The following is a 25,394-nucleotide window of genomic DNA, read 5'->3' as shown; positions in this document are numbered from 1 at the left end:
TTAACCCCAATATGGTTACCGCTCGTCCCAGATAATTTTGGGGAAAGAGTGATCTCATGACCGATATGAGCAATCCAGGTTTTGGACGTTCGCAAGAAAGCGGTGCTCGCGCCACGGATGGCGCTAACGAGGCAGTTGCAGGGATGAACGCAGCCACATGTGCGCCTGCGCCAACTGCAGCTCCAGCGGCTACGACCGCGCCAGCACCTTCAGCGGCTCCAGCGCCGCAGCCCGCCGCTGCGGCTGAGCCAAGCTCGCTGTCGGCCGCTGAGCAAAGGTCTCACGAAAATGCCAAGCAACCGATTGGCGTCGTCCTGGAGATATCTGGTGCAGGCTCTCAAGTCGCCATCGATCTTCAGCGCCTTGCCGAATGTATGGAAGACGTCGATCCTTCCATCGCGCTAGCTGGCCAGGTCGGCAGCCAGATCAAGATCCGTGTCGGTGATGCTTGGTTGCTGGCTAATGTGCGCGACCAACGCAAGGATCGCCGCAACGATCAAGGCATCACCGCCAATATCGATTTCCTTGGCGAAGGCCAGGAAGAGAAGCTAACCGGGCGTATCCACGGCTTCCGCCGCGGTGTCACACGCTATCCGGTTCCTGGCGCGCTGGTTTATCCGGCGACGACGCAGGATCTGAAACAGATCTACGCCAGCGATGGCCGCGCTAACATCACGATTGGCACCGTCTATCCGACCAAGGACATCCGTGCCGGCATGTATATCGACGCGATGTTGGGCAAACACTTCGCGCTGCTGGGATCCACCGGTACCGGTAAGTCGACCAGCGCCGCGCTCATCCTGCACCGCATTTGTGAGGCCGCGCCCCAAGGTCACATCGTCATGATTGACCCTCACGGCGAGTATTCCGCAGCCTTCCGCCAAACCGGTCACATCCTAGACGTATCGAACCTGCAAATGCCGTACTGGCTGATGAACTTTGAGGAGCATTGCGAAGTCCTCCTCACCAGCGACGGCAACGAACGTCAGGTTGATTCTGACATTCTCGCTAAGTGCTTGCTGCATGCTCGCTCCAAGAACCGCTTAGCGGAGACGATGGGCAAGATCACTGCCGACTCGCCCATTCCGTATCTCCTGTCTGACCTCGCGACCAAGCTACAGGATGAGATGGGCAAGCTCGACAAGGCCACCTCCTCTGCGCCGTATATGCGGATCAAAGGGAAACTCGACGAGCTCAAAGCCGATCCGCGCTATCAGTTCATGTTCTCCGGCATGCTCGTCGGCGATACGATGGCTGACTTTATCGCTAAGGTGTTCCGCATGCCTGGCGATGGCAAACCGATCTCGATCATAGACGTTTCGGGCGTCCCATCGGACATCACCTCGACCGTGGTTGCTGTTCTCAGCCGCCTGGTGTTCGACTTTGCGATCTGGGGACGCGAAGAGAAGACCCGCCCGATCCTGCTCGTGTGCGAGGAGGCCCACCGCTACGTTCCAAACGAGAAGAACTCAGATGGTTCGTCGGTTGCCAGCATCCTGGGCCGGATCGCCAAAGAGGGCCGGAAGTACGGCATCAGCCTGGGCCTTATCACCCAGCGCCCATCTGACCTTGCCGAAGGCGTGTTGTCACAATGCGGCACCATCCTTTCCATGCGTCTCAACAACGACCGCGACCAAGCCTTCGTGAAGGCGGCCATGCCAGAAGGTGCGCGCGGCTTCCTCGACTCCATTCCCGCCTTGCGCAACCGCGAGGTGATCATCTGCGGCGAGGGTGTCGCAATCCCGATCCGCGTGAGCTTCGACAACCTGGAAGAGAGCAAGCGTCCGGCATCTGAAGACCCGAGCTTTGTTGACCTGTGGTCCGAAGGTGGCGGCGAGGAAGAGGTCGTCAATCGCGTTGTCCAGCGCTGGCGTAGCCAAGGTTAGGTTCCGCGCTCATCACCGTACAGATGGATGTGCAGCCGGTCTGACATGCGAAAGCCATGCTTCAGGCACAGCGGGCTGAGCCATTCTTCGCGCGTGCGCAGTGTCTCGCTATCGGTCCCCTCTGGCATCAGGAAGACGTGCCCGGGTTTGAAGCGATAGCGCGTCTGTAAGGCGATCACTTCCTCCACATCCTCGGGCGCAGCGATCACGAACTTGAAGTAGGCCCTCGGGTCACAAGCGTAGAAGTCGAGCCGCTCCGGGATCAGCGCTTGGCTCCCCTCATTGCCCGAATGCGCAAGCTTGGGGCTGACGTTGTACTGATCGACGCGGATGTCGACATGAGACGGCGCTTTGGTTGTCCCGTTGGTCTCAATCTCGATCTCCATATCTGGGATGAGCGCCATCAGATCAGCCAGCGCCGCGCCTTGCAACAGCGGCTCTCCGCCTGTGATGACTAGCCGCTTCTGCCCCAGCGCCAAGACGCGCGCTGCGACATCGGCAACCTCCAGCGACACCTGATTGGCCTTGCGCTCAAAGGCGATGCCATCGCGGTGCGGGCGGCTCTCGTCAAAGCGCCAGGTGTAGGCCGTGTCGCACCACGTGCAGGCTAGGTTGCAGCGCGAAAGCCGCATGAACGCGACCGGGGTTCCGACGCTCGGCCCTTCGCCTTGCAAAGAGGCGAAGATCTCCGGTCCACCGCCATCAGCGACCGCTCCGTCTGTGGCCAGCACCAGCTTCATGGTTGAGCGCTTTCTGTTGTGAGTGACCGAGCCACCCGCGCCCTCCACCCTTCCACCCGGAGCCTACCGGGATACCATCCGGGTGGAAGGGTGGAGGGCGCGGGTGGCTCGGCCTCACTCGGTTCACCGACAGGAATGCACGCTTGGAACACCTGGAACACAGTCTTAGAGCTTAAAACCAATCGATCACAGGCGCGGGTATTAATCGGTTTTATCGATTGAAGCGGGGGGTGCAGCATAGCTCATAACCCGCACCTTTCGCATATCCCGGCAGCGTAGGAAACTATGGAAGAGCGTTACTCTATGTAGCACATTCGAGAAGAGTCGACCTTCCGCTATCGACCCAATTTGGGACCTTATCGCTAGAATTTTCGCGCTCCGGGTTCCGCCACTACTTGATGTTCATCCTGCCATATGACGTAGCCGGGATCACGAGTGGTAAGAATATCCACGTGAACGCCACAGGCTTCCAGCGCTAGTTTCAGTTGGTGCATTTGTTTTATATGTTCTGTTGCAACTGGCTTGAACCAAGAAAGTCCCGGCTGCCCACGCCCTTTCCAGCTACCTCGCGAAAATTGGCTCGGCACCGTCAAGTTCTGCTGGAACCAATCAGACAATTCGCCAATCCGCTTCAGTGCCCAAGATGGTGCAAAATCAGAGTCTCTTGCCTCATTGAACGCCTGAAACAACCCAAGTCGTTGTTTCTGGGACTCAACACGGCGGTAACAAACGAAACGGACAAAAATTCTCTGAGGTTTAGCCATCGTTTGGCAGGTAAAGGCTTTACGTGTTCAGCTAGTCAAGCATGTTGTCGGAAAGCCGAATGCCCGCTTTCACCCCCAAAACCTGCCCATAGCACAGCCCCAGTGCTTACTTGAAACCAGCTAGCACCGTGGCATCTATACGGACGCATGGAGGCGGGAAACTACCCCAGCCGCGCCAGCGCTGCTGTAAGCCGCTCTGCCTCGGCCGAGTGATGCGCAAAGTCGGCTTTGGCCTTCTCTACCGCTTCGGGCTTGGCGCGTTCGACAAAGTTCGCATTGCCCAGGCGGCCTTCGAGAGACTTTGCCTCTTTCTGGCTTGCTGCGAGCGCTTTCTCCAGCCGAGCCTTTTCCTCGGCGATATCGATGATCCCTTCGAGGGGTATTACGAACACGTCGCTGCCTGCGGTCACTTGCATGGCCGGGCCATCAGGCGCCTCGCCCAGGATCACCGGGGTCAGGCGGGCGAGCCGTTCAATCGCGGCGCTGCTGCGCTCGATTGTGCTGCTTGCCAGCTGCGATGCGCTTGGCAAGAAAGCCGCCAGTTTCGCGCCGGGCGCAATGCCCAGCTCGTTTTTGGCGCTGCGGACGTTGCTGGTTAGTTCAATCACCCAGTCAATCGCTTGGGTTGCAGGCTTGCTGACATTCGCGCGCGGATCGGGCCATTTGGCGGTGATGATTGGATATTCGCTGCGAGGGTTTCCGTTTTCTGGGCCGTTTAGCGCGCCTTGCGCATGCCACAGTTCTTCCGTGATAAACGGCATGAACGGGTGCAACATAACCAGGATTTGATCGAGCGCCCATCCGGCGACCTCGCGAGTTTCCTCCACAGCCGTTCGTGCTGAGCTTGTCGAAGTACGGGCGGCATCTGAATCCGACCCTTCGCCCTTCGACGGGCTCAGGACCTCAGGGCGAACGGATTCAGAAGCAAAGACGGGCTTGATCAGCTCCAGATACCAATCGCAAAAGCGCGACCAGGTGAATTGATAGATCGTGTTCGCCGCCGCATCGAAGCGTAGATCGGCCATCGCCGCATCCAGCGCCTCTACGGTCTGCTGAACCTCGCCAATGATCCATTGGTTCGCCGCCAGCCGCGCCTCAGGCGCGGCCAGAGTGCTGGATGCACCAATGCCATTGGACTGGCAGAAACGCGTCGCATTCCAGAGCTTTGTCGCGAAATTGCGGTATCCTTTGACCCGCTCATTATCCATTTTGATATCGCGGCCCTGGCTTTCCATCGCCGCCATGAAGAACCGCAGCGCATCCGCGCCATATTCGTCAATCAGGCCAAGCGGATCGACGACATTGCCCTTGGACTTGGACATTTTCGCGCCGTCTGCCGCGCGGACCAGGCCGTGTAGATACAGCTTGGGCCAGGGCGCTTTGCCCATATTGTACTGCCCCATCATCATCATCCGTGCGTCCCAGAAGAACAGGATGTCGAAGCCACTGATCAGCAGATTGTTGGGGAAGTGTTTTTCCAATAACGGCACCGTTTGCCCTGAGCTTGTCGAAGGGCCGGTGTCGTCTGAGGAAACGTCGTTATCCGCTCGTACTTCGACAGGCTCAGCACGAACGAATGTCTCCTCGGGCCAGCCGAGCGTGGCGAAAGGCCACAGCGCGGAAGAGAACCAAGTGTCGAGGACATCTTGATCGCGGAAAAAAGGGATTTTTCCAACGTCATTTGCGCGGAGTTCATCGTCGGCCCAATGCTCCATCCACCAGTTTCTTAGTTCGGCCCAATTTGCGAGTTCTACAAACTCGACATTTTCACCATAAAATTCGTGAGCCTTGGCAAGAAAGGCTTCTTCGCTCTCGCAAACAAAAGCCTCATTCCCGAGATTGTCCGACATATCGACGAAAAGCGAACCGTCGGTGTTTTTCCCAGGCCCAAACCACGCCGGAATCCGGTGCCCCCACCACAGCTGACGCGACACACACCATGGCTGGATGTTCTCCATCCAGTTGAAGAAGGTCTTCTCCCAGCTTTGCGGGATGATCTCGATCTCGCCCGACTTCACCTGTTCAATTGGTTTCGCTGCGAGTTTTTCCGCGTCGACATACCATTGATCGGTCAGCCACGGCTCAATCACCACGCCGCCGCGATCGCCAAATGGCGTCGCAATGGTGCGCGGTTCAGCGTCGAGTTCTACCTCTTCGCCCTTCTTTGTCTTGGTGACATGTGGGATGAGGAAGCCATGCTCCTTCAGCCGCTCGATCACCAATTCGCGCGCGCCCGGCGTACCATCACGTTTGAAACGGTGCAGGCCGAGGAATTCCTCTGGCACCCGCCCGTCCGAGGTCTGGCAAACATTGGCGTCACCATCGAGCATGTTGAGCATATCGCCCGCAGCGATCCCAGCGCGCTTGCCAACTTCAAAGTCGTTAAAGTCATGGCCCGGCGTGATTTTCACCGCGCCGCTGCCCAGCTCTGGATCGGCGTGCTCATCGGCAACAATCGGCACTTTGCGCCCCGTGATCGGTAGCACGACATGCTTGTCAACGACGCTGGCATAGCGCTCATCCGTGGGGTGCACCGCGACCGCCATATCGGCCAGCATCGTCTCGGGCCGTGTGGTCGCGACCTCGATGTAGTCGCGGCCATCATCCAGAGTCACGCCGTCTTCCAGCGGATATTTGAAATGCCAGAAACTGCCCTTCAGATCTTGCGTTTCCACCTCAAGGTCGGAAATTGCGGTCTTCAGCTTCGGGTCCCAATTGACCAGCCGTTTGTCGCGGTAAATCAGGCCGTCATTGTAGAGGTCAACGAAGGTTTTGAGCACGGCCTTAGTGAAGTGCTCGTCCATCGTGAATTGCTCTCGCGACCAATCCATTGAGCAGCCCAGTCGGCGCAGCTGGCGCGTGATCGTGCCGCCGCTTTCGTGCTTCCACTCCCAAACCTTGTCGACGAAGTCTTCACGCGAATAATTGGTGCGCTTGTCCTGGCGTTCTTCCATCTGGCGCTCGACCACCATTTGCGTGGCGATGCCGGCGTGGTCGGTGCCGACCACCCACAATGCGTCTTTGCCGCGCAGCCGCTCATACCGCACGACGATGTCCTGCAGCGTGTTGTCGAGCGCGTGGCCGATATGCAGCGACCCGGTGACATTTGGCGGCGGGTTCACGATGGTGAAGGCTTCCGCATCCGGACGCTCGGGCCGGAACAGGCCTTTCTCTTCCCAATGCTGGTACCAGCGCGCCTCAATATCGGCGGGGCTAAATGTGGTGGGTAATTGGTCGGTCATGTTTATTTCGTTTGCTCGCTAACGCTCGATGCCAAGCCTCCCGCACCCTCCGCCCTACCACCCGGATATGTCCCGGTAGGTTCCGGGTGGTAGGGCGGAGGGCGTGGGAGGCTACGGACCTCAGAAAAAGTCAACTTCTCAATACAGCCGTCATGCTGCGACGCAACGGAGAGTTTCGTATGTGCAGACACAGATGACTTGTGATGCGCGAAATTTGTCCGCATAGCCTTAACCATGGACGGGGCCGCGCAATTCTCTGTGACCGAGGACGAGGCCGGGCGCATTGCCTTGGCGCTCGAGGGACCCTTGCTCGTATCCTCCGTCGGCCCGCTCGACCGGGAGCTAAGCGGTCTCTCGCAAGAGATCACCGCCATTGATCTGTCAGGCGTGGAGGAAATCGATACCATTGGCGCCTGGGTGATGTGCCGCCTCGCCGCCGATCACCAGGCAGAAATCACCGGGGCTAGCCCGCGCGCAAAGCGCCTGCTCAATGCGGTCGAGACGGCGGGCAGCGATGCCGATATCACCCCGCCGCGCGTGCCGGTGTGGGAACGCGTGCCAGAGGCGATGGGCGAGCTGGTTTATGACATGCGCGCCGGGATCATCGGCGTTGTCGGGTTCCTTGGCCGGGTCTTGATCGCCGCTGGCCGCTTGCTGCGCCACCCCAGCCGTTTCCCGATGAAGGCGATGGTTCGTCAGATGGAGCTGGTTGGCGTATCTGCCTTGCCGATTATCGGCCTGATGAGCTTCCTGATCGGCATTGTGATCGCTCAGCAGGGCGCAGTGCAGCTGGAGCAATTTGGCGCAGAGGCGCTGACCGTGAACCTGGTGGGCCGCATCACCCTGCGCGAGCTGGGCGTGCTGATGACCGCGATTATGGTGGCTGGACGTTCGGGCAGCGCCTTTGCCGCACAACTGGGCACGATGAAACTGACCGAAGAGGTCGACGCGATGCGCACCATTGGCATTTCACCTGCAGAGGTGTTGGTGATCCCCCGCATTCTTGCATCCACATTCATGATGGTGCTGCTGGGTTTCTACGCCTCAATCGTCGCCATAATCGGCGGTGCTGTGGTCGGGCAATTTTCGCTAGGAATTCCGTTCTTCACCTTCCTGGAGCGTATTCAGGAGGTTGTGCCGACCTATGATCTGTGGGTTGGCCTGATCAAAGCGCCCGTGTTCGGACTGATCATTGGCCTGGCTAACTGTTATCACGGCATGCGGGTGGAGGGGAATTCCGAACAGGTCGGCCTGCGCACCACTATGGCTGTGGTCTCTGCGATCTTTGCGGTCATTGTGCTCGATGCGTTTTTCGCCGTGTTCTTCACCGAAATTGGTTGGGGGTGAGTATGGAAGATACGCTCCACCCACGCTTTAGCGGTCATCCTCCGATTGTGGTTGAGGGGCTGGAGAACCGGTTCGGCGATTTTGCCGTGCACGAAGACCTGTCGTTTGAAGTGCGCCAAGGCGAAATCCTCGGCGTGGTTGGCGGATCTGGCACCGGTAAATCGGTGCTGATGCGCTCGATCATCGGCCTGCAAATCCCCACCGCTGGCGATATTTCGGTGTTTGGTCGCAAGATCACCGGGATCGACCCCGATCAAGACCTCGGCGTGCGCTGCCGCTGGGGCGTGATGTTTCAGGGCGGGGCTTTGTTCTCGACGCTGACCGTGGGCGAAAATGTCGAAGTGCCGCTGAAGAAATTCTTCCCGGACATTGATGATGAGCTGCGGCGCGAGATTGCGCGTTACAAAGTGCTGCTATCTGGCCTGCCCGAAGATGCCATCGCCAAATATCCATCTGAGCTGTCCGGCGGTATGAAGAAACGCGCTGGCCTCGCCCGCGCACTCGCGCTCGATCCAGAGCTGTTGTTCCTTGATGAGCCGACCGCTGGCCTCGATCCCATCGGCGCTGCTGCCTTCGACAGCTTGACCAAGGAGTTGAAGGAAACTCTTGGCCTAACGGTGTTCTTGATCACCCACGATCTCGACACTTTGTATGAGATTTGTGATCGGGTCGCGGTGCTGGCGGACAAGCAAGTGGTGGCGGTGGGCACCATCCCAGAACTGATCGAAACCGGTCACCCCTGGATCACCGAATATTTCGGCGGCCCGCGCGGACGCGCGGCATTATCGACGCATCAGCGCGGCGAGCAGGGATAGACAGATGGGCAAGTCTATAGACAAGCCCATGGACAAGCTGCGCGATGGACAGGCATAGGTAGGGTAATGGAAACACGGGCCAATCACCTTTGGGTAGGAGCTGTGACGTTGGTGCTGCTGGCGGCGCTGGCGGCGTTTATCGTCTGGATCGCGCGGCTGGGGCAGGGCGAACAGAACGAATATGACATCTTCTACAACCAGTCTGTCTCCGGCCTCGCCAATGGCAGCCAGGTTTCCTACGCGGGCGTACCCGTCGGCCAAGTGCGTGAAATCGCTTTGTCTCGCGAAGACCCGGAATTCGTTCGCGTGCGCGTGCGGGTAAAAGAAGACGTACCGATCCTGGTCGGGACCGAGGCAACCATTCAAGCCAGCTTTACCGGTGTCTCCACCATTCTGCTCGATGGGGCGCGCAAGGATGCGCCCGCGATCACTTGCGAGACGACCGCCTGCCCAGAAGGCGCGCCGGTAATCCCGCCGGGTCGCGGCGGCTTTGGCGAAATTGTTGCGAACGCACCGCTGCTATTGGAACGGTTGGCGACCCTGACGGAACAGCTCAACACCATTCTTGGCCCTGACAACCAGGAGCAAATCTCTGGCATTCTGGCCAACACCAATCGTTTGTCGGGCGAGCTGGCCAATGCCGCGCCGCGGCTGGAGGGCACCTTTACAGAGTTGGAGGTCGCCCTGCGTGAAGCGGGCGAGGCGCTCGATGCGTTTGAGCAGATCACCGAATCGACCAATACGCTGATCAATCAAGAAGGCACTGCGCTGTCTAAGGAACTGCGCGGTACGCTCGCCTCGGCCAATCTGGCGGCGGCAGAGCTGGCGAAAACGCTGGAAGATACACGGCCCGCCGCACGGCAATTGCGCGAGAGCACCATTCCCAGCGCCGAGGCGACGCTGCAGGATCTGCGCGCGACCAGCCGGGCGCTGCGCAATGTTACTGAAAAGCTCGACAATCAGGGCGCAAGTGCGCTGCTGCAGGGTCAGACTTTACCGGATTACGAGCCATGAGAGGGCCGCTCACTATGAACCGTTCATCTGGCCGTTTGCCCGCCGCATTGAGGCCTGCGAAACTGGCATTGCTCGCGCCGCTGGCCATGGGCCTTTCCGCCTGCGTCAGCCTAGGCTCAGAGCCGCCGGAAAGCCTGCTCACTCTGTCGTCAACAGCGACCGCCAGCGAGGCGACGACCAGCGCGGCGAGTGCGGAAGGCGCGATTGCAGTTTTAATCCCAGAGGTTCCGGCAAAGCTTGATGTGCTGCGCGTACCGGTGAAGGTCAGCGACACGGAAATCGCTTATCTGCAAGAGGCATTCTGGGTTGAAAAGCCCGCCCGCCTGTTCCGCCGGTTGATCGGTGAAAGCCTACGGATGCAAACTGGCGTATTGGTGCTCGACACAGAGGACACGCCGCTGAATGCGCCGCGCGCATTGCGCGGGACATTGCGCGAGTTCGGCTATGACGCGACCCGCTCTGCCGTGGTGGTGCAATTTGATGCGATCCGTTCCACCGATGGCGGGGCAGAGGACAGCAAATTTGAGACACGCCGGTTCGAAGCGGTCGAGACGGGCGTCTTGGCAGAGCCGAGTGATGTCGGCCAAGCGCTTAACCGTGCGGCCAATCAGGTTGCTGCTGAAGTGACTGTTTGGATGAATGAGGGCTAGACCGCTCTCACCTAAGCGCAGGAAAGTTCGACAAAATGCTGAGCGGCGAGGAAGTCTGCGCGGCGTTTGGCGCGGCGTTCTTCGGCCTCTTCATCGCTGCCCCATAGGTCGGCCTGCCACAATTCTTCTACGCACACCGCATCCCATAGGCTTTTTGCGTCCGCGCCCGGCTCGCTCGCCAGAATGGCTGTGATCAGCGAAGAGGCCAAAGATGCCATCGCCTCCAGCCCCGCCAATGCAAATGCGCTTTGTCCTTCGATCCGGGTGCGCAAAGCGGCAAGCGCCGCCTTGCTTTGCGGTTTATGAACGATGCCGCTGACCCGGGTGAAGATGATATTGCTCTCTTCTTCCAAAGGCTTAAGCAGTGGCTCCCAAACCTCTTGCTGGCGCGCAAACAGCGCATCCTCTGGGTCGGCGCGGTAACACAGAGTGTCGGTCTCGCCGTAGTTTAGCAGCTTGTCGATCAAATCACCGCGCGTGCTTGCAACCACATCGAGCGCGTAATCGGCCATATCGCGGTAGACGAATTTGCTGGTGTCGAGCTTTTCGCCTTGTTCGGACCATTCCGCCGCCATCGCCTCGGCCAGCGCTTTGCTGGGCACGGCCTGGGCCGCACCGCGAACGGTCTTGATCCCGCGCCCATCCAGCGTCACTTGCCAGCCCGCGCCATCGTCTAGCTGGGTCACGGCAACTTGCTTGTAGAACCGCTTCACTCTTTCGGGCCTTTCCAATGCCGCACTAGCGCATAGGGGCCGAAGAAAAAGCAGAGCATGCCCGCGACGCTGATGACGTATCCGAGCCAGTCGGGATAGCCCTCCACCACGCCGCGCGTCATCGCAATGCCCAGCATGACCGCCCCAATGCCGAGGAACCGCGCACCGCTCATCATGGCGAGGCGCTGTTTGGCTTGTTGCTCTTTATCAATCGGCGGCTTGTCCGTCATAGCAGCGCCTCCAGCTCGCCAACCTCCGCCGCGATGCTAGCTGCGCCCGCCTCGGTCAGCTCATGCGGCTCGTGATAGCCCCAGGCGACGCCAATGCTGCGGATGTTCGCCTCTGCGGCCATCATGATGTCGAAGGTGGTGTCGCCGATCATCACCGTATCTTGCGGGCGCGCCCCAGCTTCAAAAACGGCGGCCTCCAACATCGCAGGGTTCGGTTTTGACGGGTGCCGGTCGGCGGTTTGAAGGGACACGAAGTGCCCGCGAATATTGTGCGCGGCCAGCACCGCCTCCAGGCCGCGATCCGATTTGCCGGTCGCCACGGCTAGCTGCCAGCCATCGTCGCGCAGACGGTTAAGCAGGTCGGCGATCCCGTCATACAGCGGCTCGTGCAGCAGACCCTCTTGGCGGCGCGCGAAGTAGGCGCTTTTGTAGAACTCGACGACGTTCTTCACATCATCATCGGGAATTCCCGGGGCCAGATTGCGGATTGCGACCGGCAGGCTGAGGCCGACAATCCGGCGCACGTCATTGCGCGGCGGCGGGGTCAACTTGGCGCGTTCAAAGGCCTGTTCCATCGTATCGCAAATGTCCGCCTGGCCATCGACCAACGTGCCATCGCAGTCGAACACTGCGAGCTTGCCTGCGCCAGCGCTCATTTACGCTTACCTGCGGGTTTGCCATTGGGCTTGCCAGAACGCTTTAGCGGTTTGCGCTTCTTACCCTTGGGATCGCCGCCTGTATTCCCGCGCGTTCCAGCCGTTCGGGTCTTGCGCTCGCCCCGGCGTTCCTTGCGGTATTTTTTGGCGTGCTGACGCGCGACCTGCTTCTTTTCCGCCTTGGTTTTTTCCGGGGCAAGATCAAGGTTGGGATCGGCATTGCTGGCGTTTTCATCAAAGCCGAGCGCTTCCATGCTGGCGGCGAAATGCTCTGGCAGATCGGCGACCACATCCAGCCGTCCGCCGCCGGTTTCCTTGCCCTTGTTGCTCTTATCACCAGTGGTTCCCCGGCCCGGCTCTGAGATGATCAGGCGACGCGCGTGCAGATGCATCTTGCGGCTGATCGCACCGGTCAGAAACGCGTCTTGCCCGCCATATTTGCCGTCACCCACAATCGGATTGCCAATCGCGGCCATATGCACGCGCAGTTGGTGTGTGCGCCCGGTTAGCGGCTCCAGCTCAACCCATGCGGTGCGATTGCCAGCCCGCTCCACCACGCGGTAGCGGGTCTTGGCCGGTTGGCCGTCTTCCTCATCGACATGCATTTTTTCCCCGCCAGAGCCGGGCTGCTTGGCGAGCGGCGCGTCGATCGTGCCCTGCGAAACCTCTGGAATGCCGACCACCAGCGCCCAGTAAACCTTTCGCGCGCTGCGCCCGGAAAACCGCTTGGAATAACTTGCCGCTGCGCCCGGAGTGCGCGCCACCAACAGCACGCCGGAGGTGTCCTTATCCAGCCGGTGGACGAGGCGCGGGCGCACCCCGGCGTTGTACTCACCCTCTGCAGGGACGAAGGCATCAAGCAAGCCGTCGATATGCTTGTGCGTCTTGCTGCCGCCTTGGGTCGCGAGGCCCGGCGGCTTGTTGAATACAATCGCGGTTTTTGTCTCGCGGATGACCATATCGCGCGCTTCTTGGATTTCTTCCGTGGTCAGCTCGCGGCGCTGGCGCGGCCCACGCTCTTTCTGCTCACCGCCCGGCGGCACGCGCAAAACTTGCCCTTCGCTCAGGCGGTCCTCAGGCTTCGCTCTTTTGCCATCCACTCGGATTTGCCCGGTGCGCGCCCAGCGCGAGACAGTGGCAAAGCCGATTTGCGGCAAATTGCGCTTAAACCAGCGATCCAGGCGGATGCCATCATCATCTTCGCCAACGGTAAACTGACGCACGTTCTTGTCTGCACCGGCCGCATTTTCTGCTTCAGAATTGCTCATGCTGCACCCCGCATAATGATAAGGCCTGCGTAAAGCGCCGCGACGCCCGCCAAAACAGAGATCAGCGCATAGCCGATGGCAAGGCCCGCCTGTCCGCGCTCAATCAGTTGCAGCATTTCAAGGCTGAATGCGCTGAAAGTGGTAAACCCGCCGAGCACGCCCACACCCAGCAGCAGCCGCGTGCTTTCACTTGCGCCGCCATGGCGTGCCAGCCAGCCGAACAATACGCCCATTGCCAGGCTGCCCAGCACATTGGCGGTCAACGTCGCCCAGGGAAGCGTGCCTGGTACGCCAACGAAATGCGCAAAGCCGCGGCCCAATTGATAGCGACCCGCAGCGCCCACGGCGCCGCCAAGCGCGACAATGGACGTGGCCATAAAAGGAGAAAGTGTGGCAGACATTGCGAGGCTCTTAGACCGGGTGGCTGCATTCGTCATCTGCGCAATGCCAGCACACGCGATTTTATTCTCCGCTGCAAGTTTGCTGCTCCGCCAGGTCCGACGCCCCCTCACAAAAACTTGCCATAGGGCCGCAAATCCACTAGGCGCGATTCAGATTTAGCCGTTCCGTATGGATTCGGCGCAATTTTCGTTGTTTCTATATATGGTGCTTCCCGCGCTGAATGGTGCGGGCCCGATTGAATTTGAGAAGGTAGTTTCGCTTTATGCAAATCATGGTTCGCGATAACAATGTTGATCAAGCCCTCCGCGCGCTCAAGAAGAAGCTGCAGCGTGAAGGCGTCTATCGCGAAATGAAATTGCGTCGCCACTACGAAAAGCCAAGCGAAAAGCGCGCCCGTGAAAAGGCCGCCGCTGTGCGCCGCGCACGCAAACTTGAGCGTAAGCGTATGGAACGCGACGGCATTAAGTAAGCCGTCTGTTTTTCGAGCGATATTCGCTTGAATGCTACAACATGATAAGCCATCAGGGCGCGGGTTCATTCCGCGCCCTTTTGTTTGGCGCCACCTTTATATCAGGATCGATACATGGCCGAAGTTACTCGCGTTCAGTTGCAACCGATTGCCAAGGGCTCGCTGACCAAGCTGTGGTTTGGCGTGCTGATTGCCATTCTTATTGGCGGTGCACTGGCATGGTCGGCCATGCCAAAGGGCCTGTCGCTCGACACCATCGTGGAGGGCACTGGCGAAATGCCGGGTCCAGAAGATGTCGTGTTCGTGAAGTATAAGGGCAAGCTGGCGGACACGGGCGAGGTGTTCGACGAATCTCAGGATATACCGCTGCCGGTTGAAGGTATCTTCCCCGATGGCAATCCTCTGCCTCTTGCTCAGATGCTGCCCGGTTTCCGCGATGGCGCGGTGCAAATGCAAAAGGGCGGCCAATACGAACTCTTCATTCCGGCTGATCAGGCTTACGGTGATGCGCCGCCGCCAAATGCGCCGATCCCAGCGGGTGCAGATTTGGTTTTTGAGGTTGAGATGGTCGACTTCATGACGGAGGAAGAATTTCAGCGCAAACTCGGCATTCTACAGCAAGCCATGGGCGCAGCCGGGCTGGGCGGTCCAGGCGGCCCCGGTGGTCCTCCACCAGAAGGCGCGCCGCAGCAAATTCAGCCGGGTCAATAGTCGCCAAAAGGACGGATCACTATGTCGGTCGATAAAGCCACCGTTGAAAAGATTGCGAAGCTCGCCCGCATCAAGATGGGTGATGAAGAGCTGGAGCGTATGGCGCCAGAACTCAGCAATATCCTCGATTGGGTTGAGCAGTTGGGCGAGGTTGACACCAGCGGTGTTGAGCCAATGAGCGCGGTCATACCCAATGCGCTGCGCCTCCGCGCGGATGTGATCGATGCCGATCCCAAGACCGCAGGCGGGCGGCGCGATGATGTGTTGGCCAATGCCCCGGCGGCAGAGCACGGCTTTTTCGGTGTGCCTAAGGTGATTGAATGACAGTGTTTCGACACTTGCAAGTCTCCGCGCAGGCGGGGACCTCTTTTTATCTGGCGAAGCGCGTGCGGATTGAGAACCCCGCCTTCGCGGGGACTCACGGATTATGACTGAACTTACCAATCTCGGGATCAAGGCCATTCGCGATGGCGTGGCCAAGGGCGATTTTACCGCACGCGAAGTGGCGGAGGGCTTCAACGTCGCCGTGGCAGAGGCGAGCGCGCTTAACGCCTTTATCGTTGCGACGCCTGACCATGCGCTGGCCGCAGCGGACGTGGCCGATGCGAAGCGCGCGAAGGGCGAAGAGCTGGGCGCGATGGGCGGTGTGCCGATCGGCATGAAGGATTTGTTCGCAACCGAGGGCGTGCAAACCACCGCGGCGAGCCACATTCTGGAAGGCTTCACGCCGCATTACGAAAGCACCGTGTCCAGCAATCTCTGGGCTGCTGGCGCAGGCATGCTGGGCAAGCTGAACCTTGATCAGTTCGCCATGGGTAGCTCCAACGAGACAAGTTATTTCGGCAATGTTGCCTCGCCTTGGCGCAAGGAAGGCACGAATGCGGCCATGTCGCCGGGCGGCTCTTCTGGCGGTTCGTCCAGCGCGGTTGCCGCGCGGATCGCGCCTGCTGCAACCGGCACAGACACGGGCGGTTCGATCCGCCAGCCTGCTGCCTTCACCGGTATTTGCGGGATTAAGCCTACTTACGGTCGCTGCTCGCGCTGGGGCGTGGTGGCGTTTGCTTCATCGCTCGATCAGGCTGGGCCAATGGCGCGCTCGGTGGAAGATTGCGCGATCATGCTGGGCGCGATGGCGGGGTTCGATCCGAAAGATCTCGACCTCGCTAAAGGTTGATGTGCCCGATTGGGAAGCGGCCTTGTCGGCTGACCTAAAGGGCAAGAAGGTCGGCATCCCGCGTGAATACCGGATGGAGGGCACCGATCAGGCGATCCTCGACAGCTGGGAACAGGGCAAGGCGTGGCTGAAAGATGCTGGCGCAGAGATCGTCGACGTCTCGTTGCCGCACACCAAATATGCGCTGCCAGCATACTACATTATCGCACCCGCAGAGGCATCGTCCAACCTCGCGCGCTATGACGGTGTGCGTTACGGCCTGCGCGATCTGCCCGATGGGGCTGGCTTGCAGGATATGTACGCCGAAACCCGTGCGGCGGGCTTTGGCGATGAGGTGAAGCGCCGCATTCTGATCGGCACCTATGTGCTCTCAGCAGGATTTTACGATGCCTATTACAACCAGGCGCAGAAAATCCGCGCTCTGGTGGCGCAGGACTTTGAGAAAGCCTGGAGTGAGTGCGATCTGATCCTCGCGCCGACCACGCCAACGGCCAGCTTCCCATTAGGTTCGCTCGATGCCGATCCGCTGACGATGTATCTGAACGATGTGTTTGCCGTGCCAGCGTCGCTCGCGGGGCTGCCCGCGATGAGCGTGCCTGCGATGCTCAACTCCGATGGCTTGCCGCTCGGACTGCAATTGGTGGGCAAGGCCTATGACGAGCAAACTGTGCTCGATGCGGGCCTCGCGATCCAGCAGCGCGCCGGGTTCGACCATGCACCGGAGAAGTGGTGGTAGGATGACCTTCACCGCCATATTCATCATGGTGTTTTTGGTCGCTTTTGTGCTTTTGGCGGGCCTCGCCATGTATCTGTCCAAGACGATTGATCACGGCGAGGCGCGCTTTGACAGCGAGAGCGGTAAGACATTGCCCAAGGCCTCGACCTTTGATGAACCTGAGGGCTTGGTAGGCGAACCGCCGGAGAACCCGACCCCCGCCAAGCGCATTCAGCCCGCCGATAAAGACGCGGGCACTGACACGAGCGGGGATGGCTAAACTGGCTTCTGGGCCTACCTCTACCCTGCCGCAGCCCGCTGCCACTCCCACACGCTCGCCTAAAGTCGCATTCTTCGCTGGCGGCGATCCGTTCGACATAAAATTGTGGTCTGGCACGCCGTACTATGCGCTGAGCGCGCTGCGCGAGGTCTGCGATGTCACCTATGTTGAGCGCCGCCCGTTCCCGCGTTTCCTCCATCCGTTTGCGCGCCTGATCTTGCGACTTAGCGGAGGGCGGATCGATATTCGCATGCTGCGCTGGGTGATCCGGCTGGCGAGCGTGCCTGCGCGGCGGCGGCTGCGCCAAAGCGGGGCGGATGTCTATGTCTCCGCCGCCTCCTCTGGCCTCGCGGGCATGCTGGGAGAGGACACCCGGCAAATCCTCATTTCCGATGCGACCAGCACCGCGCTCACCCGCTATTACCCAGAGATGCAGCGTCTATGGCCGTGGGTGCGCGGCGGGTTCAGCGCGATGGAGCGCGCTGCAATGGAGCAGGCGCAGCGGCTGACCTATCCCTCCGATTGGGCGGCGGCATCGGCGAGCCAAGACTTTGGAATTAATCCGGCAAAGATCGCGGTGCTGCCCTGGGGGCCGAACATGGCCAAGCCGGATGCGCCTCAGGTCCGCACACTGACAGATGGCCCGATAAAGCTGCTGTTCGTGGGCATTGCGTGGGATCGCAAGGGCGGCGAGATTGCGCTGGAGACCGCACGATTGCTGGCTCGACGCGGAACCGAATGCATGCTCGATATCGTCGGGGTAGAGGCCTCCGCTGCGCGCGGGCCAGTGCCAGATAATGTCCGTTTCCACGGGCGGCTCGATAAGGGTGATCCCGCAGAGGCGGCCCAGTTGGAGGCGCTGTTTGCGGGCGCGCATCTCTTCATCCTGCCGACCCACGCAGAGGCGCTGGGCATGGTGTTCGCCGAAGCGGCGGCAATGGCTTTGCCGTCCATCTCTTTTGCCACAGGCGGGGTGGAGACGGTGGTGAAGCACGGTGAGACCGGTCTGCTCCTGCCGCCAGACGCGGGGGCAGAGGACTTCGCGGCGGCCATTACGGCGCTCGCTAATGACCCCGTGCGTTATCGGACGCTGTCGGCGGCGGCATTGCGTGATAGTGAGGAACGTCTGGATTGGAGCGTTTGGGCAAAAGCGATGAAGCAATTGATTGAGGACGCCGCGCCATGATCCGCAAACTGCTGGCCAAGGCGCGCGGCGCCGCGAGCAGGCGCGGCCTCACCATCCGCCCGATGACGAGTGCGCGCACCGGCGGCTATGCCGGGTTCTCGCTCGGCTGGGGCAAGCAAGCGGCGGGTGAGCTGCGCGGGGTCATCGCGCCCGTCACCCACGGCGAGCACACTGCGCGCTTCTTTGTCAGGAATGAGCGTGACCTGATCCAGCAAGAGCATGTGCGCGGCCGGTTCTATGAGTCGGAAGAGCTCGCCATCATCGCCCGCTATTTCAGCGGCGGAACCTATGTCGATGTCGGATCAAATGTCGGCAATCACGCGGTGTTTGCGGGCACAGTCCTTGGCGCGGATCGCATCATCGCATTTGAACCCAATCCTGAGGCGCAGACCCTGCTAGAAATCAACCTTGCGCTCAATGGTCTCACGCAAAAGACCATTGTTCACCCCCTTGGCCTATCGGATGAGGACGGCGAGGCTCAGCTTGCCTTCACCACCAATAATCTGGGCGCTGCCCGGATTGACCATCAGGCTAAGGGCAGCGGCAAGACGCAAGGCATTACCCTGGCACGGGGCGACAAAGTGCTGGCCGGAACGCAGGTGGATTTCATCAAGATCGACGCCGAGGGGCACGAACTGGCCGTGATCAACGGCATGGCCGAAACCCTCGCGCGCTGCACCCCGCCAATTTTCGCCGAAATCGAGGAAAGCCATCGCGCAAAAGCAATGGCATTGCTAGAGGAGCTCGGCTATCGCAAAGCAGAAGAATTCAGCCGCTATCCCGGCTTGAGCAATCTGGTTTTCTTGCACTCGTCATCGGCGCAATGGCCCGCTGACGAGCCATCGGAGGATTGATGAGTAACTACCGCATTCAGGGCGCAACGGGCGAATGGGAGGTCGTAATCGGCCTCGAAGTGCACGCGCAGGTGACAAGCAATTCCAAGCTCTTTTCAGGGGCCTCGACCGAATTTGGCGCGGAGCCAAATACGCAGGTCAGCCTGGTCGATGCAGCCATGCCCGGCATGCTGCCTGTGCCCAATGCCGAATGCATCCGTCAGGCCGTGCGCACCGGCATGGCGATCAAGGCTGAGATCAACAAATGGTCACGCTTTGACCGCAAGAATTACTTCTATGCCGATCTGCCGCAAGGCTATCAGATATCTCAGCTGTACCACCCGATTGTGGGCGAGGGTGAGCTGCTGGTCGAAGCCGATGAGAAAGCGGGCATTCCGGAAGACAAAGTCATCGGGATTGAGCGCATCCACGTGGAGCAAGACGCGGGAAAACTGATGCATGATCAGCACCCGACCATGTCCTATGTCGATCTCAACCGCAGCGGCGTTGCCCTGATGGAAATCGTCTCCAAGGCGGATATGCGCAGCCCCGCAGAGGCGGGCGCCTATGTGCGCAAATTGCGCAGCATCCTGCGCTATGTCGGCAGCTGCGATGGCAATATGGAGGAAGGCTCCATGCGGGCCGACGTCAATGTCTCTGTGCGCAAGCCGGGCGATCCGCTGGGCACCCGGACCGAGACGAAGAATGTGAACTCCGTTCGCTTTGTCATGCAGGTCATTGAATACGAGGCCAGCCGTCAGGTCGATTTGATCGAGGGCGGCGGCACGGTTGATCAGGAAACCCGCCTGTTCGACGTCGCCACCGGCACCACGCGGACCATGCGCAGCAAGGAAGACGCGCATGATTATCGCTACTTCCCCGATCCCGACTTGCTGCCGGTTGAGCTTGAGGATTCCTTCCTCGAAGAATGCCGTGCTAGCCTGCCAGAGCTGCCCGATGCGAAGCGCACGCGCTACACTGATGAGCTGGGCCTGACACCGTATAATGCACGCGAGCTGTCCGCTGAGGTGGAGACATTTGCACGCTTTGAAACTTTGTTGGGAGCGGTCGCAGGCGCGATTGGCAAGCCAGAGGCAAAGGTCGCGACCCAGGTCGCGAACTGGACACTATCCGTCGCGCCGGGCGTTATGAAAATGCTCGGCGATGAAGCCAATGCTGAGCACGCAACCGCAGAAGCTCAGGCCGCGATCCTGAAGATGCAGGATGCGGGCGAGATCAGCGGCGGACAGGCGAAAGAGATCTATGAGATCGTCCTGAAAACCGGGCGTGAGCCATCAGAGATTGCCGATACCGAAGGCCTGAAACAGGTTAGCGATACCGGCGCAATTGAGGCCGCGATCGACGAAATCCTCGCTAATAACGAGGACAAGGTTGAGCAATATAAGGGCGGCAAGGACAAGCTGTTCGGCTTCTTCGTGGGACAAACCATGAAGGCGATGCAGGGCAAAGCCAATCCTGGTGTCGTCAATCAAATCCTGAAGGATAAGCTGGGGTAGGTTTTAGAGGCCTGTCCACGAAAGATGGAAAAGAACACCGCCGAAAGGGCTTAGACTTAAATTGGAAAGCCCTTTCGGCGAAGTCTCGTTGATCGAAAAACCGCTCAGTCTGTCGGATCAATTGCGGATGGTTTGAACCGCTACAAATGCGCGAAGCCGTTGATCGCCATCTTTGGCAAAAAAGACCGATCCCTTGTCATCGCGCAGCAATTGAGGGCCGGAAAAATTCGCCCCTGTTGCGCGAGGGTTTTTCTTCTTGTTCGTCGCGTTCTTGTACCCTTGCTCATCAAGCGCGAGCACGGCTGGAAGCACCTCGCCAGCGCGGGCAAATGCCATTTCGAGCGCCTCACGTGCCAAGGCCCCATCATTCGCTGCCCAGATAGCCACATTGTCCTCTTCGGCGAAAGTCGGACGGCGTAGCTTAACCACGCTGATCAACTGCTGTTGATATTGGCGCAAAGGTGCCTTGGGGCTTCTGATGGCGATATCGGCGATCACCTGCATATTGGTGAAGTCAGCCGACGTTTGATAGCGCCAGCTGATGATCGCCAGTTCCTTCGCGCCCGTATGGGCTGCGGCGAACTCCTGCTCGAGGCGTTCACTCTCTCTTTTCCAGTTTATCGCACCGATACTGTCATTCGCTTCATTGCCGAATGCCCCGATATTAAAGGTCATGCTGACCGTTGTATCGCCCTCAGCGGCCCGCGGGTTTTCGGTCGTTATCGCCATGGAACTGCCGGAATAGGCCTGCGGAGTCGGGGCTGCAAACCAGTCTGATTGGACAAGCGCTTGCTTGGTCGCGGCCAGCGCCAACGGCGCAGCATCAAATTTGCCTAGGGCCTCTCTCAATGGGCTAGCAAAGCCGTAAGCTTTCGCAGCAGCATTTTGTGCCAGCCTCTCGGGGGTCCTATCCACAAGAGCACCGAGCAAACCCCCTTCATTGGGAACAATGCGCCCCAATTCTATGCTGGTGGCCAATTCTTCCTGAGCGACGATTACAGCTATCGGTCGTGCGGGCTCTGTCACCCGGTCTTCTGCGGCAATGTAACGTTCAGTCTGCGCGAACGCGGGCTGAACACTGCATGCGGCAAGAAGGCCGAGTGCCAAACGCACCCCTAGCATGCTGCGCTTACTGGAAACGTTTTGCATATTCGTCAAAGTTGGCAAGGAATGCTCTTTGCAAATCTGCATCGGCGGCAGGACGATCTTCAACGGTTTTTGGCGGGAAGTGGCTAATGCCATTGCCGCCGCGTCCTTTGATCATCTTGGTCTTTTCTAGCCCGCCCCGGAAATCCTTGAAGATAAACCGGTTGTTGAGTGATCGGCCATAGATCATTTTTTTCTGATAGAGGTTCTGCGTCACGATAAGCTCGGCGTAACACTCGGCATTGCTGTCAGTCAGACGTGTTTTGACCTTTGTCGTTATGTCGCGATCCGCAATGGGAACTTCATAAATGACTTCGGTGCCATCTGGCAGGCCGACAGCTTCGGCAAGGTCAATCGTTTTGAACGATTCAACCTGAAAACGCGGACTCAATGCCTCGCGCATATACTCGGCATTGGAGATGTTTTTGTCGCTGTTGATCGCCTGGTTAATCAGACCTGGTCCAAACAGGCCGATATTCTGTGCCTGGCCTTCGATGGTCGGAAAGACATGCAGCGAGCAAGTTGGCTCTGCGGCATTAGCCTCTGGTGCTGTTTCTGCCTCCTGTGCGGATGCGGAAACGGTGATGGCGAGCGCCATCGCGGATAGTGCAATGCGTGGTGTATTCTTCATATTTCCCCCTATTCCCAGGGAAGTATTTCCATGCTTTTATTGGCGATGCAATCCTAAAAGTCGCTTGCGGTGATCGTAGCCGATTACTCCTGCCCTGGTCTCCAGCCTTCGCGGGTCATCCCGACAAAGCGGCCATCAAGCCCCTCTGCATTGCGGATCAGGACATCGTGTAGGGTGGATGTTGCCTCGATCGCCTCGATGCCTTCCTGCGTGAAGGTATCCCGGCGGACCGTCGGGTCGCCCCAGATGTGCTCTGAGAGCAGCGGGTTTGTGAGTGCCTGTGAGAACGCATCCACCGCCACCATGGTTTGCAGTAGCGATGGCAGTGGGCCATCCTTTGTGCGCGGCTGAGTAAACAGGCCGGTGTAAAACTCTAAGCGGTCGACGGTGCCATACAGACTCTCCAGTTCGCTCTGCAGCGCGCGGTCCGGTGTAATATCGGCAAAACTGCTCGCAGGTTCCTCGCCAAAGGCGGCCTGATAGCGGGTAAAGGGCGCGATATCATTGTGCCGCGCTTGCTTCACGGCACTTTCCTCCACATCGACCAGGAATGTCGCGGTGTTGTGCAGGCCAAGCTCGGTCGCCTGATTGGCGCTAATATCGGCAAAAGCGTTCGCCAGCCCATGTTCCAGCACCACCGCATTGTTGAGCCGCAAGGCGCCGCCGGGCAGTGTCTTTCCCGCCCAGACCATCATCTGCGGGATCAGCGAATGCCAGCGGTAGAGCAGGCTGAACTCGGCGCTGATCCAGTTTGGTTTGTTCCATTCTGCATTCCACGCAGCGGAGGGATCAGCCTTTAGCATCAGCGGGGTCGAGTTGATGTGATTGATGTATTCCTCAACCACGATCTTGATGAAGATGACGGTGTTGCAGGCGCGCGCGGCGTCAAACACCCGGCCATCGTTCCAATCGGGATGGCTGCAGGCGATCATATCAGCCAGCCGGTTGTGCTCTCGCAGGAACAGCGTGTTGAGCATGGTCACTTGCGGTGCGGCATTGGCGCGGTCGCCGCCTACCGCGAACAGGGTCTCGCGCATTTCAGGCGTGGTGTGATCAATGCCCAGTGGCGTATCGAGTAAAGGCTCACCATCCTCGCCGACAAACCCCGGGTTGAATTCCATGCCGCCGGGCTGGAACAGGCGCAGCGGATATTCCTCACCATTAACGATCTCAGATTTCAGCTTGCCGCGCTTGCCAGGCACCTGAGACAGGGTACGCAGGACATGGACTTGCGACTGGGTGCGGCCATAGAGCGGGCACAGGTCAATCTCGTGATTGGAGGTGTTGCGCGCGCGGTCTTCAAAACTCTCGCCAGTGGCGAAATTGTTGGAGATCATCGTGCGGATGAAACCGTCGGTGAGATATTGCGCGAAGGCCGGAAACAGGCAGGTCGATTTGGGACATAACCGCTGTTCCTCACCATCGGGCACGCGGAACAGATCGGCGACCCGCGCGCTGTCTGGCAAATCAGGAATGGTGGCAGCGGGCAGGTGCCGCGCGCTGTAGCTGCGATCGGTTAGGCCGCGCCAGCTGACATGCTCGCTTAGCGTGCTCCAGGGATGCGGGCGGCTGCGGGTTTTTTTGACCAGGCGGCCAATCGCAAAACCATTGATCCAGCGCGCGATCCCCGGCGAAATTTTCGATAGGATCGCTGCGATACGATATGCGAACTTGATTAGCATGAACGCCTGACCTCCCCGCTTGCGGCATTGCCGCTCTGGCAAAGGATATAGCGCATCACGGGCAGGCAAGATTGTCGATATCCGACAATCTTGAGGCATAATTTTCCAATGCCTTTAGATTCAGCGGCGGTTTTCGGTTTCTATTTCCGCCTTTTCCGGGCCATCTTCTTGCGCGCCTTGACCGCATATTCGGCAAAGTTCTGCTCGATCCCGACGCGAATTTCTGCGGTTATGCTTTCCAGATCTTCTTCTTCAGATACGGGGAATGCCGTCATCTTGTTTGCGCCTTCGCCTTTGTAGCGAAAATCCCACTCATCGGTATTGCTGTATTGGCGGAAATCGAAATAGCTGGCGAACCGATCGCCCCATACGACGTCTTCGACGAGGTAATGAAAACCGATATGAAGTTCATAGTAGCACGGAGCCGCCGAAGGCGCGCGTCGCTCTTTGCGCTTCTTCGTGACCTTATAATCCTCCAGCTTATCGTGGACGATGACTTGCGTGGTGGCTGGAAGGCCTAAAGTGCCTTTGATGTCGCTGTTCTCAAGCGCCTTCAACTGCAATTCCTGCCCGGCCAATTGATAGAACTGCTCTTCAACTTCGGCTTCATCAAAACCGGGAAACAGAGTGCCCATATTGAAGCCGATGCTGGTGAAGGCTTCACTCGGCCAGATATGCAACTCGCACTGGGCAGCTTCGGCTTCTTGCGCCGCCACTGAAGCCGGATTTGCCGTGAAAATGGCAAGTGCGGCTAGACTTGCAAATCCCATACTCTGTCTTTTCAATCGTTGTCTCATGATCTTCCTCCCCCACAGAAAAACAGTAAGGTATCAGATGCTTTCCAAAACAAAAGGGCCGCCGGATTGCTCCGACGACCCCTTGTATTCGCTATTACGCGAGTGGCTTAGGCAGTTTTGGTGCCGGTCACTGGCATTGCGCCAAATGCGCCTGCGTTGACGTTGCCAGCCAGCGTATCACCTTCGACGGTGGCTTCACATTCAAGCTTCATTGGCATTGGAACAGTCATGTTCATTTCCCAGGTCAGCGTGTTGCCGTCGACCTTACCGTTCTCAACATCCATCGAACCCATTCCGTCGGCCATATTGCCGCTGAACGTGCCGTCGCCATTGTCGACGACGGTGAATGTGCTTAGCTTGGTCGCCCATTGGGCTTTTAACGGTGGTGGTATAGCTACCTGAAAGTGACATAATATTCTCCGTTGGTCTTGACTGAGCGGGGTGCTCAGAAACTCTGGCATCCTCATTTACACGCGTGTCAGTAGTGTTCAACCACTATCGCCAGAGCGGCTTAGTGGCTGAACAT

At 59.0% G+C, this 25,394-nt stretch carries 24 protein-coding genes and 2 pseudogenes; 13 read left to right on the top strand and 13 right to left on the bottom strand.

Annotation, left to right across the window (positions count from 1 at the left end; genetic code table 11):
• The first annotated feature begins 56 nt into the window (after positions 1-56).
• The gene (locus tag AC0V6Z_RS00665) at positions 57-1,886 is read left to right on the top strand and encodes an ATP-binding protein (protein ID WP_472639529.1); all 1,830 of its coding nucleotides are present in this window, start codon (positions 57-59) and stop codon (positions 1,884-1,886) included.
• On the opposite strand, the gene AC0V6Z_RS00660 is transcribed toward AC0V6Z_RS00665, so the two are convergent.
• From AC0V6Z_RS00660 to AC0V6Z_RS00650, 3 genes are all read right to left on the bottom strand, one after another.
• Entirely contained in the window at positions 1,883-2,626 is a 744-nt protein-coding gene (locus AC0V6Z_RS00660; RefSeq protein ID WP_472639528.1) for a 7-carboxy-7-deazaguanine synthase QueE, read from the bottom strand. The two genes, AC0V6Z_RS00665 and AC0V6Z_RS00660, sit on opposite strands and share 4 nt — an antisense overlap.
• A gap of 362 nt (positions 2,627-2,988) precedes the next feature.
• Positions 2,989-3,390: a hypothetical protein gene (locus AC0V6Z_RS00655; RefSeq protein WP_472639527.1), complete on the bottom strand. Its 402-nt coding sequence runs from the start codon at positions 3,388-3,390 to the stop codon at positions 2,989-2,991.
• A gap of 161 nt (positions 3,391-3,551) precedes the next feature.
• Complete coding sequence (locus tag AC0V6Z_RS00650) at positions 3,552-6,632, bottom strand: valine--tRNA ligase (protein ID WP_472639526.1); 3,081 nt, start codon at positions 6,630-6,632, stop codon at positions 3,552-3,554.
• Between the two features lie 234 nt (positions 6,633-6,866).
• Between AC0V6Z_RS00650 and AC0V6Z_RS00645 the strand changes: the two genes are divergently transcribed.
• The 4 genes from AC0V6Z_RS00645 to AC0V6Z_RS00630 all read left to right on the top strand — a co-directional run bounded on the left by AC0V6Z_RS00645 (position 6,867) and on the right by AC0V6Z_RS00630 (position 10,458).
• Entirely contained in the window at positions 6,867-7,979 is a 1,113-nt protein-coding gene (locus AC0V6Z_RS00645) for an ABC transporter permease (RefSeq protein ID WP_472639525.1), read from the top strand.
• A 2-nt stretch (positions 7,980-7,981) separates the two neighbouring features.
• The gene (locus tag AC0V6Z_RS00640) at positions 7,982-8,794 is read left to right on the top strand and encodes an ABC transporter ATP-binding protein (RefSeq protein WP_472639524.1); all 813 of its coding nucleotides are present in this window, start codon (positions 7,982-7,984) and stop codon (positions 8,792-8,794) included.
• A 66-nt stretch (positions 8,795-8,860) separates the two neighbouring features.
• Positions 8,861-9,808 (top strand): MlaD family protein, encoded by a 948-nt coding sequence (locus AC0V6Z_RS00635; RefSeq protein ID WP_472639523.1) that lies wholly within the window; start codon positions 8,861-8,863, stop codon positions 9,806-9,808.
• Positions 9,809-9,822: 14 nt separating this feature from the next.
• Positions 9,823-10,458: an ABC-type transport auxiliary lipoprotein family protein gene (locus tag AC0V6Z_RS00630; RefSeq protein ID WP_472639522.1), complete on the top strand. Its 636-nt coding sequence runs from the start codon at positions 9,823-9,825 to the stop codon at positions 10,456-10,458.
• A gap of 11 nt (positions 10,459-10,469) precedes the next feature.
• Here AC0V6Z_RS00630 and AC0V6Z_RS00625 read toward each other — a convergent pair whose 3' ends face one another.
• Genes AC0V6Z_RS00625 through crcB form a run of 5 tightly spaced genes read right to left on the bottom strand, consistent with a single transcriptional unit; the run spans position 10,470 to position 13,726 of the window.
• Positions 10,470-11,171, bottom strand: a complete 702-nt coding sequence (locus AC0V6Z_RS00625; RefSeq protein ID WP_472639521.1) for an ATP12 family chaperone protein — start codon at positions 11,169-11,171, stop codon at positions 10,470-10,472.
• The gene (locus tag AC0V6Z_RS00620) at positions 11,168-11,401 is read right to left on the bottom strand and encodes a hypothetical protein (RefSeq protein ID WP_472639520.1); all 234 of its coding nucleotides are present in this window, start codon (positions 11,399-11,401) and stop codon (positions 11,168-11,170) included. The genes AC0V6Z_RS00625 and AC0V6Z_RS00620 overlap by 4 nt, the downstream gene beginning before the upstream one ends.
• Positions 11,398-12,057, bottom strand: coding sequence for an HAD-IA family hydrolase (locus tag AC0V6Z_RS00615; protein WP_472639519.1), 660 nt, complete (start codon positions 12,055-12,057; stop codon positions 11,398-11,400). Before AC0V6Z_RS00615 ends, AC0V6Z_RS00620 begins: the two co-directional genes overlap by 4 nt.
• Positions 12,054-13,325, bottom strand: coding sequence for an RluA family pseudouridine synthase (locus tag AC0V6Z_RS00610; protein ID WP_472639518.1), 1,272 nt, complete (start codon positions 13,323-13,325; stop codon positions 12,054-12,056). The genes AC0V6Z_RS00615 and AC0V6Z_RS00610 overlap by 4 nt, the downstream gene beginning before the upstream one ends.
• Positions 13,322-13,726: a fluoride efflux transporter CrcB gene (gene crcB / locus AC0V6Z_RS00605; RefSeq protein ID WP_472639517.1), complete on the bottom strand. Its 405-nt coding sequence runs from the start codon at positions 13,724-13,726 to the stop codon at positions 13,322-13,324. The genes AC0V6Z_RS00610 and crcB overlap by 4 nt, the downstream gene beginning before the upstream one ends.
• 263 nt (positions 13,727-13,989) lie before the next feature.
• On the opposite strand from crcB, the gene rpsU reads away from it, so the two are divergent.
• From rpsU to gatB, 8 genes and pseudogenes are all read left to right on the top strand, one after another.
• Positions 13,990-14,196: a 30S ribosomal protein S21 gene (rpsU, locus tag AC0V6Z_RS00600; protein ID WP_006834591.1), complete on the top strand. Its 207-nt coding sequence runs from the start codon at positions 13,990-13,992 to the stop codon at positions 14,194-14,196.
• 114 nt (positions 14,197-14,310) lie between these two features.
• Entirely contained in the window at positions 14,311-14,907 is a 597-nt protein-coding gene (locus AC0V6Z_RS00595) for an FKBP-type peptidyl-prolyl cis-trans isomerase (protein WP_472639516.1), read from the top strand.
• Between the two features lie 21 nt (positions 14,908-14,928).
• Positions 14,929-15,231, top strand: a complete 303-nt coding sequence (gene gatC / locus AC0V6Z_RS00590; RefSeq protein WP_472639515.1) for an Asp-tRNA(Asn)/Glu-tRNA(Gln) amidotransferase subunit GatC — start codon at positions 14,929-14,931, stop codon at positions 15,229-15,231.
• A gap of 103 nt (positions 15,232-15,334) precedes the next feature.
• Positions 15,335-16,817, top strand: a pseudogene (gene gatA / locus AC0V6Z_RS00585) (Asp-tRNA(Asn)/Glu-tRNA(Gln) amidotransferase subunit GatA).
• Position 16,818: 1 nt separating this feature from the next.
• Complete coding sequence (locus AC0V6Z_RS00580; protein WP_472639514.1) at positions 16,819-17,076, top strand: hypothetical protein; 258 nt, start codon at positions 16,819-16,821, stop codon at positions 17,074-17,076.
• Complete coding sequence (locus tag AC0V6Z_RS00575; RefSeq protein WP_472639513.1) at positions 17,069-18,262, top strand: glycosyltransferase family 4 protein; 1,194 nt, start codon at positions 17,069-17,071, stop codon at positions 18,260-18,262. The genes AC0V6Z_RS00580 and AC0V6Z_RS00575 overlap by 8 nt, the downstream gene beginning before the upstream one ends.
• On the top strand, positions 18,259-19,116 hold the full coding sequence (locus AC0V6Z_RS00570; protein ID WP_472639512.1) for an FkbM family methyltransferase: 858 nt from the start codon (positions 18,259-18,261) through the stop codon (positions 19,114-19,116). Before AC0V6Z_RS00575 ends, AC0V6Z_RS00570 begins: the two co-directional genes overlap by 4 nt.
• The gene (gatB, locus tag AC0V6Z_RS00565) at positions 19,116-20,612 is read left to right on the top strand and encodes an Asp-tRNA(Asn)/Glu-tRNA(Gln) amidotransferase subunit GatB (protein WP_472639511.1); all 1,497 of its coding nucleotides are present in this window, start codon (positions 19,116-19,118) and stop codon (positions 20,610-20,612) included. The genes AC0V6Z_RS00570 and gatB overlap by 1 nt, the downstream gene beginning before the upstream one ends.
• A 117-nt stretch (positions 20,613-20,729) precedes the next feature.
• On the opposite strand, the gene AC0V6Z_RS00560 is transcribed toward gatB, so the two are convergent.
• The 5 genes and pseudogenes from AC0V6Z_RS00560 to AC0V6Z_RS00540 form a co-directional block, all read right to left on the bottom strand.
• Positions 20,730-21,779, bottom strand: coding sequence for a hypothetical protein (locus AC0V6Z_RS00560; protein WP_472639510.1), 1,050 nt, complete (start codon positions 21,777-21,779; stop codon positions 20,730-20,732).
• A complete protein-coding gene (locus tag AC0V6Z_RS00555; protein WP_472639509.1) occupies positions 21,742-22,389 on the bottom strand; it encodes a hypothetical protein in 648 nt (215 codons plus the stop codon). The genes AC0V6Z_RS00560 and AC0V6Z_RS00555 overlap by 38 nt, the downstream gene beginning before the upstream one ends.
• An 83-nt stretch (positions 22,390-22,472) precedes the next feature.
• Positions 22,473-24,071: a peroxidase family protein gene (locus AC0V6Z_RS00550; protein WP_472639508.1), complete on the bottom strand. Its 1,599-nt coding sequence runs from the start codon at positions 24,069-24,071 to the stop codon at positions 22,473-22,475.
• Between the two features lie 140 nt (positions 24,072-24,211).
• Positions 24,212-24,841: a hypothetical protein gene (locus AC0V6Z_RS00545; protein WP_472639507.1), complete on the bottom strand. Its 630-nt coding sequence runs from the start codon at positions 24,839-24,841 to the stop codon at positions 24,212-24,214.
• A gap of 134 nt (positions 24,842-24,975) precedes the next feature.
• Positions 24,976-25,279 (bottom strand): annotated as a pseudogene (locus AC0V6Z_RS00540) (hypothetical protein).
• Between the last annotated feature and the right edge of the window lie 115 nt (positions 25,280-25,394).

Source organism: Erythrobacter sp. SN6-5 (assembly GCF_057364945.1).
This window is presented reverse-complemented; position numbering and strand designations above follow the sequence as displayed.

What these genes read in the sequence shown, in the direction of transcription:
- AC0V6Z_RS00665 (WP_472639529.1), top strand. Translation starts at nt 57, where the DNA reads ATGACCGATATGAGCAATCCAGGTTTTGGACGTTCGCAAGAAAGCGGT.
- AC0V6Z_RS00660 (WP_472639528.1), bottom strand. Translation starts at nt 2,626, where the DNA reads ATGAAGCTGGTGCTGGCCACAGACGGAGCGGTCGCTGATGGCGGTGGA.
- AC0V6Z_RS00655 (WP_472639527.1), bottom strand. Translation starts at nt 3,390, where the DNA reads ATGGCTAAACCTCAGAGAATTTTTGTCCGTTTCGTTTGTTACCGCCGT.
- AC0V6Z_RS00650 (WP_472639526.1), bottom strand. Translation starts at nt 6,632, where the DNA reads ATGACCGACCAATTACCCACCACATTTAGCCCCGCCGATATTGAGGCG.
- AC0V6Z_RS00645 (WP_472639525.1), top strand. Translation starts at nt 6,867, where the DNA reads ATGGACGGGGCCGCGCAATTCTCTGTGACCGAGGACGAGGCCGGGCGC.
- AC0V6Z_RS00640 (WP_472639524.1), top strand. Translation starts at nt 7,982, where the DNA reads ATGGAAGATACGCTCCACCCACGCTTTAGCGGTCATCCTCCGATTGTG.
- AC0V6Z_RS00635 (WP_472639523.1), top strand. Translation starts at nt 8,861, where the DNA reads ATGGAAACACGGGCCAATCACCTTTGGGTAGGAGCTGTGACGTTGGTG.
- AC0V6Z_RS00630 (WP_472639522.1), top strand. Translation starts at nt 9,823, where the DNA reads ATGAACCGTTCATCTGGCCGTTTGCCCGCCGCATTGAGGCCTGCGAAA.
- AC0V6Z_RS00620 (WP_472639520.1), bottom strand. Translation starts at nt 11,401, where the DNA reads ATGACGGACAAGCCGCCGATTGATAAAGAGCAACAAGCCAAACAGCGC.
- AC0V6Z_RS00615 (WP_472639519.1), bottom strand. Translation starts at nt 12,057, where the DNA reads ATGAGCGCTGGCGCAGGCAAGCTCGCAGTGTTCGACTGCGATGGCACG.
- AC0V6Z_RS00610 (WP_472639518.1), bottom strand. Translation starts at nt 13,325, where the DNA reads ATGAGCAATTCTGAAGCAGAAAATGCGGCCGGTGCAGACAAGAACGTG.
- crcB (WP_472639517.1), bottom strand. Translation starts at nt 13,726, where the DNA reads ATGTCTGCCACACTTTCTCCTTTTATGGCCACGTCCATTGTCGCGCTT.
- rpsU (WP_006834591.1), top strand. Translation starts at nt 13,990, where the DNA reads ATGCAAATCATGGTTCGCGATAACAATGTTGATCAAGCCCTCCGCGCG.
- AC0V6Z_RS00595 (WP_472639516.1), top strand. Translation starts at nt 14,311, where the DNA reads ATGGCCGAAGTTACTCGCGTTCAGTTGCAACCGATTGCCAAGGGCTCG.
- gatC (WP_472639515.1), top strand. Translation starts at nt 14,929, where the DNA reads ATGTCGGTCGATAAAGCCACCGTTGAAAAGATTGCGAAGCTCGCCCGC.
- AC0V6Z_RS00580 (WP_472639514.1), top strand. Translation starts at nt 16,819, where the DNA reads ATGACCTTCACCGCCATATTCATCATGGTGTTTTTGGTCGCTTTTGTG.
- AC0V6Z_RS00575 (WP_472639513.1), top strand. Translation starts at nt 17,069, where the DNA reads ATGGCTAAACTGGCTTCTGGGCCTACCTCTACCCTGCCGCAGCCCGCT.
- AC0V6Z_RS00570 (WP_472639512.1), top strand. Translation starts at nt 18,259, where the DNA reads ATGATCCGCAAACTGCTGGCCAAGGCGCGCGGCGCCGCGAGCAGGCGC.
- gatB (WP_472639511.1), top strand. Translation starts at nt 19,116, where the DNA reads ATGAGTAACTACCGCATTCAGGGCGCAACGGGCGAATGGGAGGTCGTA.
- AC0V6Z_RS00555 (WP_472639509.1), bottom strand. Translation starts at nt 22,389, where the DNA reads ATGAAGAATACACCACGCATTGCACTATCCGCGATGGCGCTCGCCATC.
- AC0V6Z_RS00550 (WP_472639508.1), bottom strand. Translation starts at nt 24,071, where the DNA reads ATGCTAATCAAGTTCGCATATCGTATCGCAGCGATCCTATCGAAAATT.
- AC0V6Z_RS00545 (WP_472639507.1), bottom strand. Translation starts at nt 24,841, where the DNA reads ATGGGATTTGCAAGTCTAGCCGCACTTGCCATTTTCACGGCAAATCCG.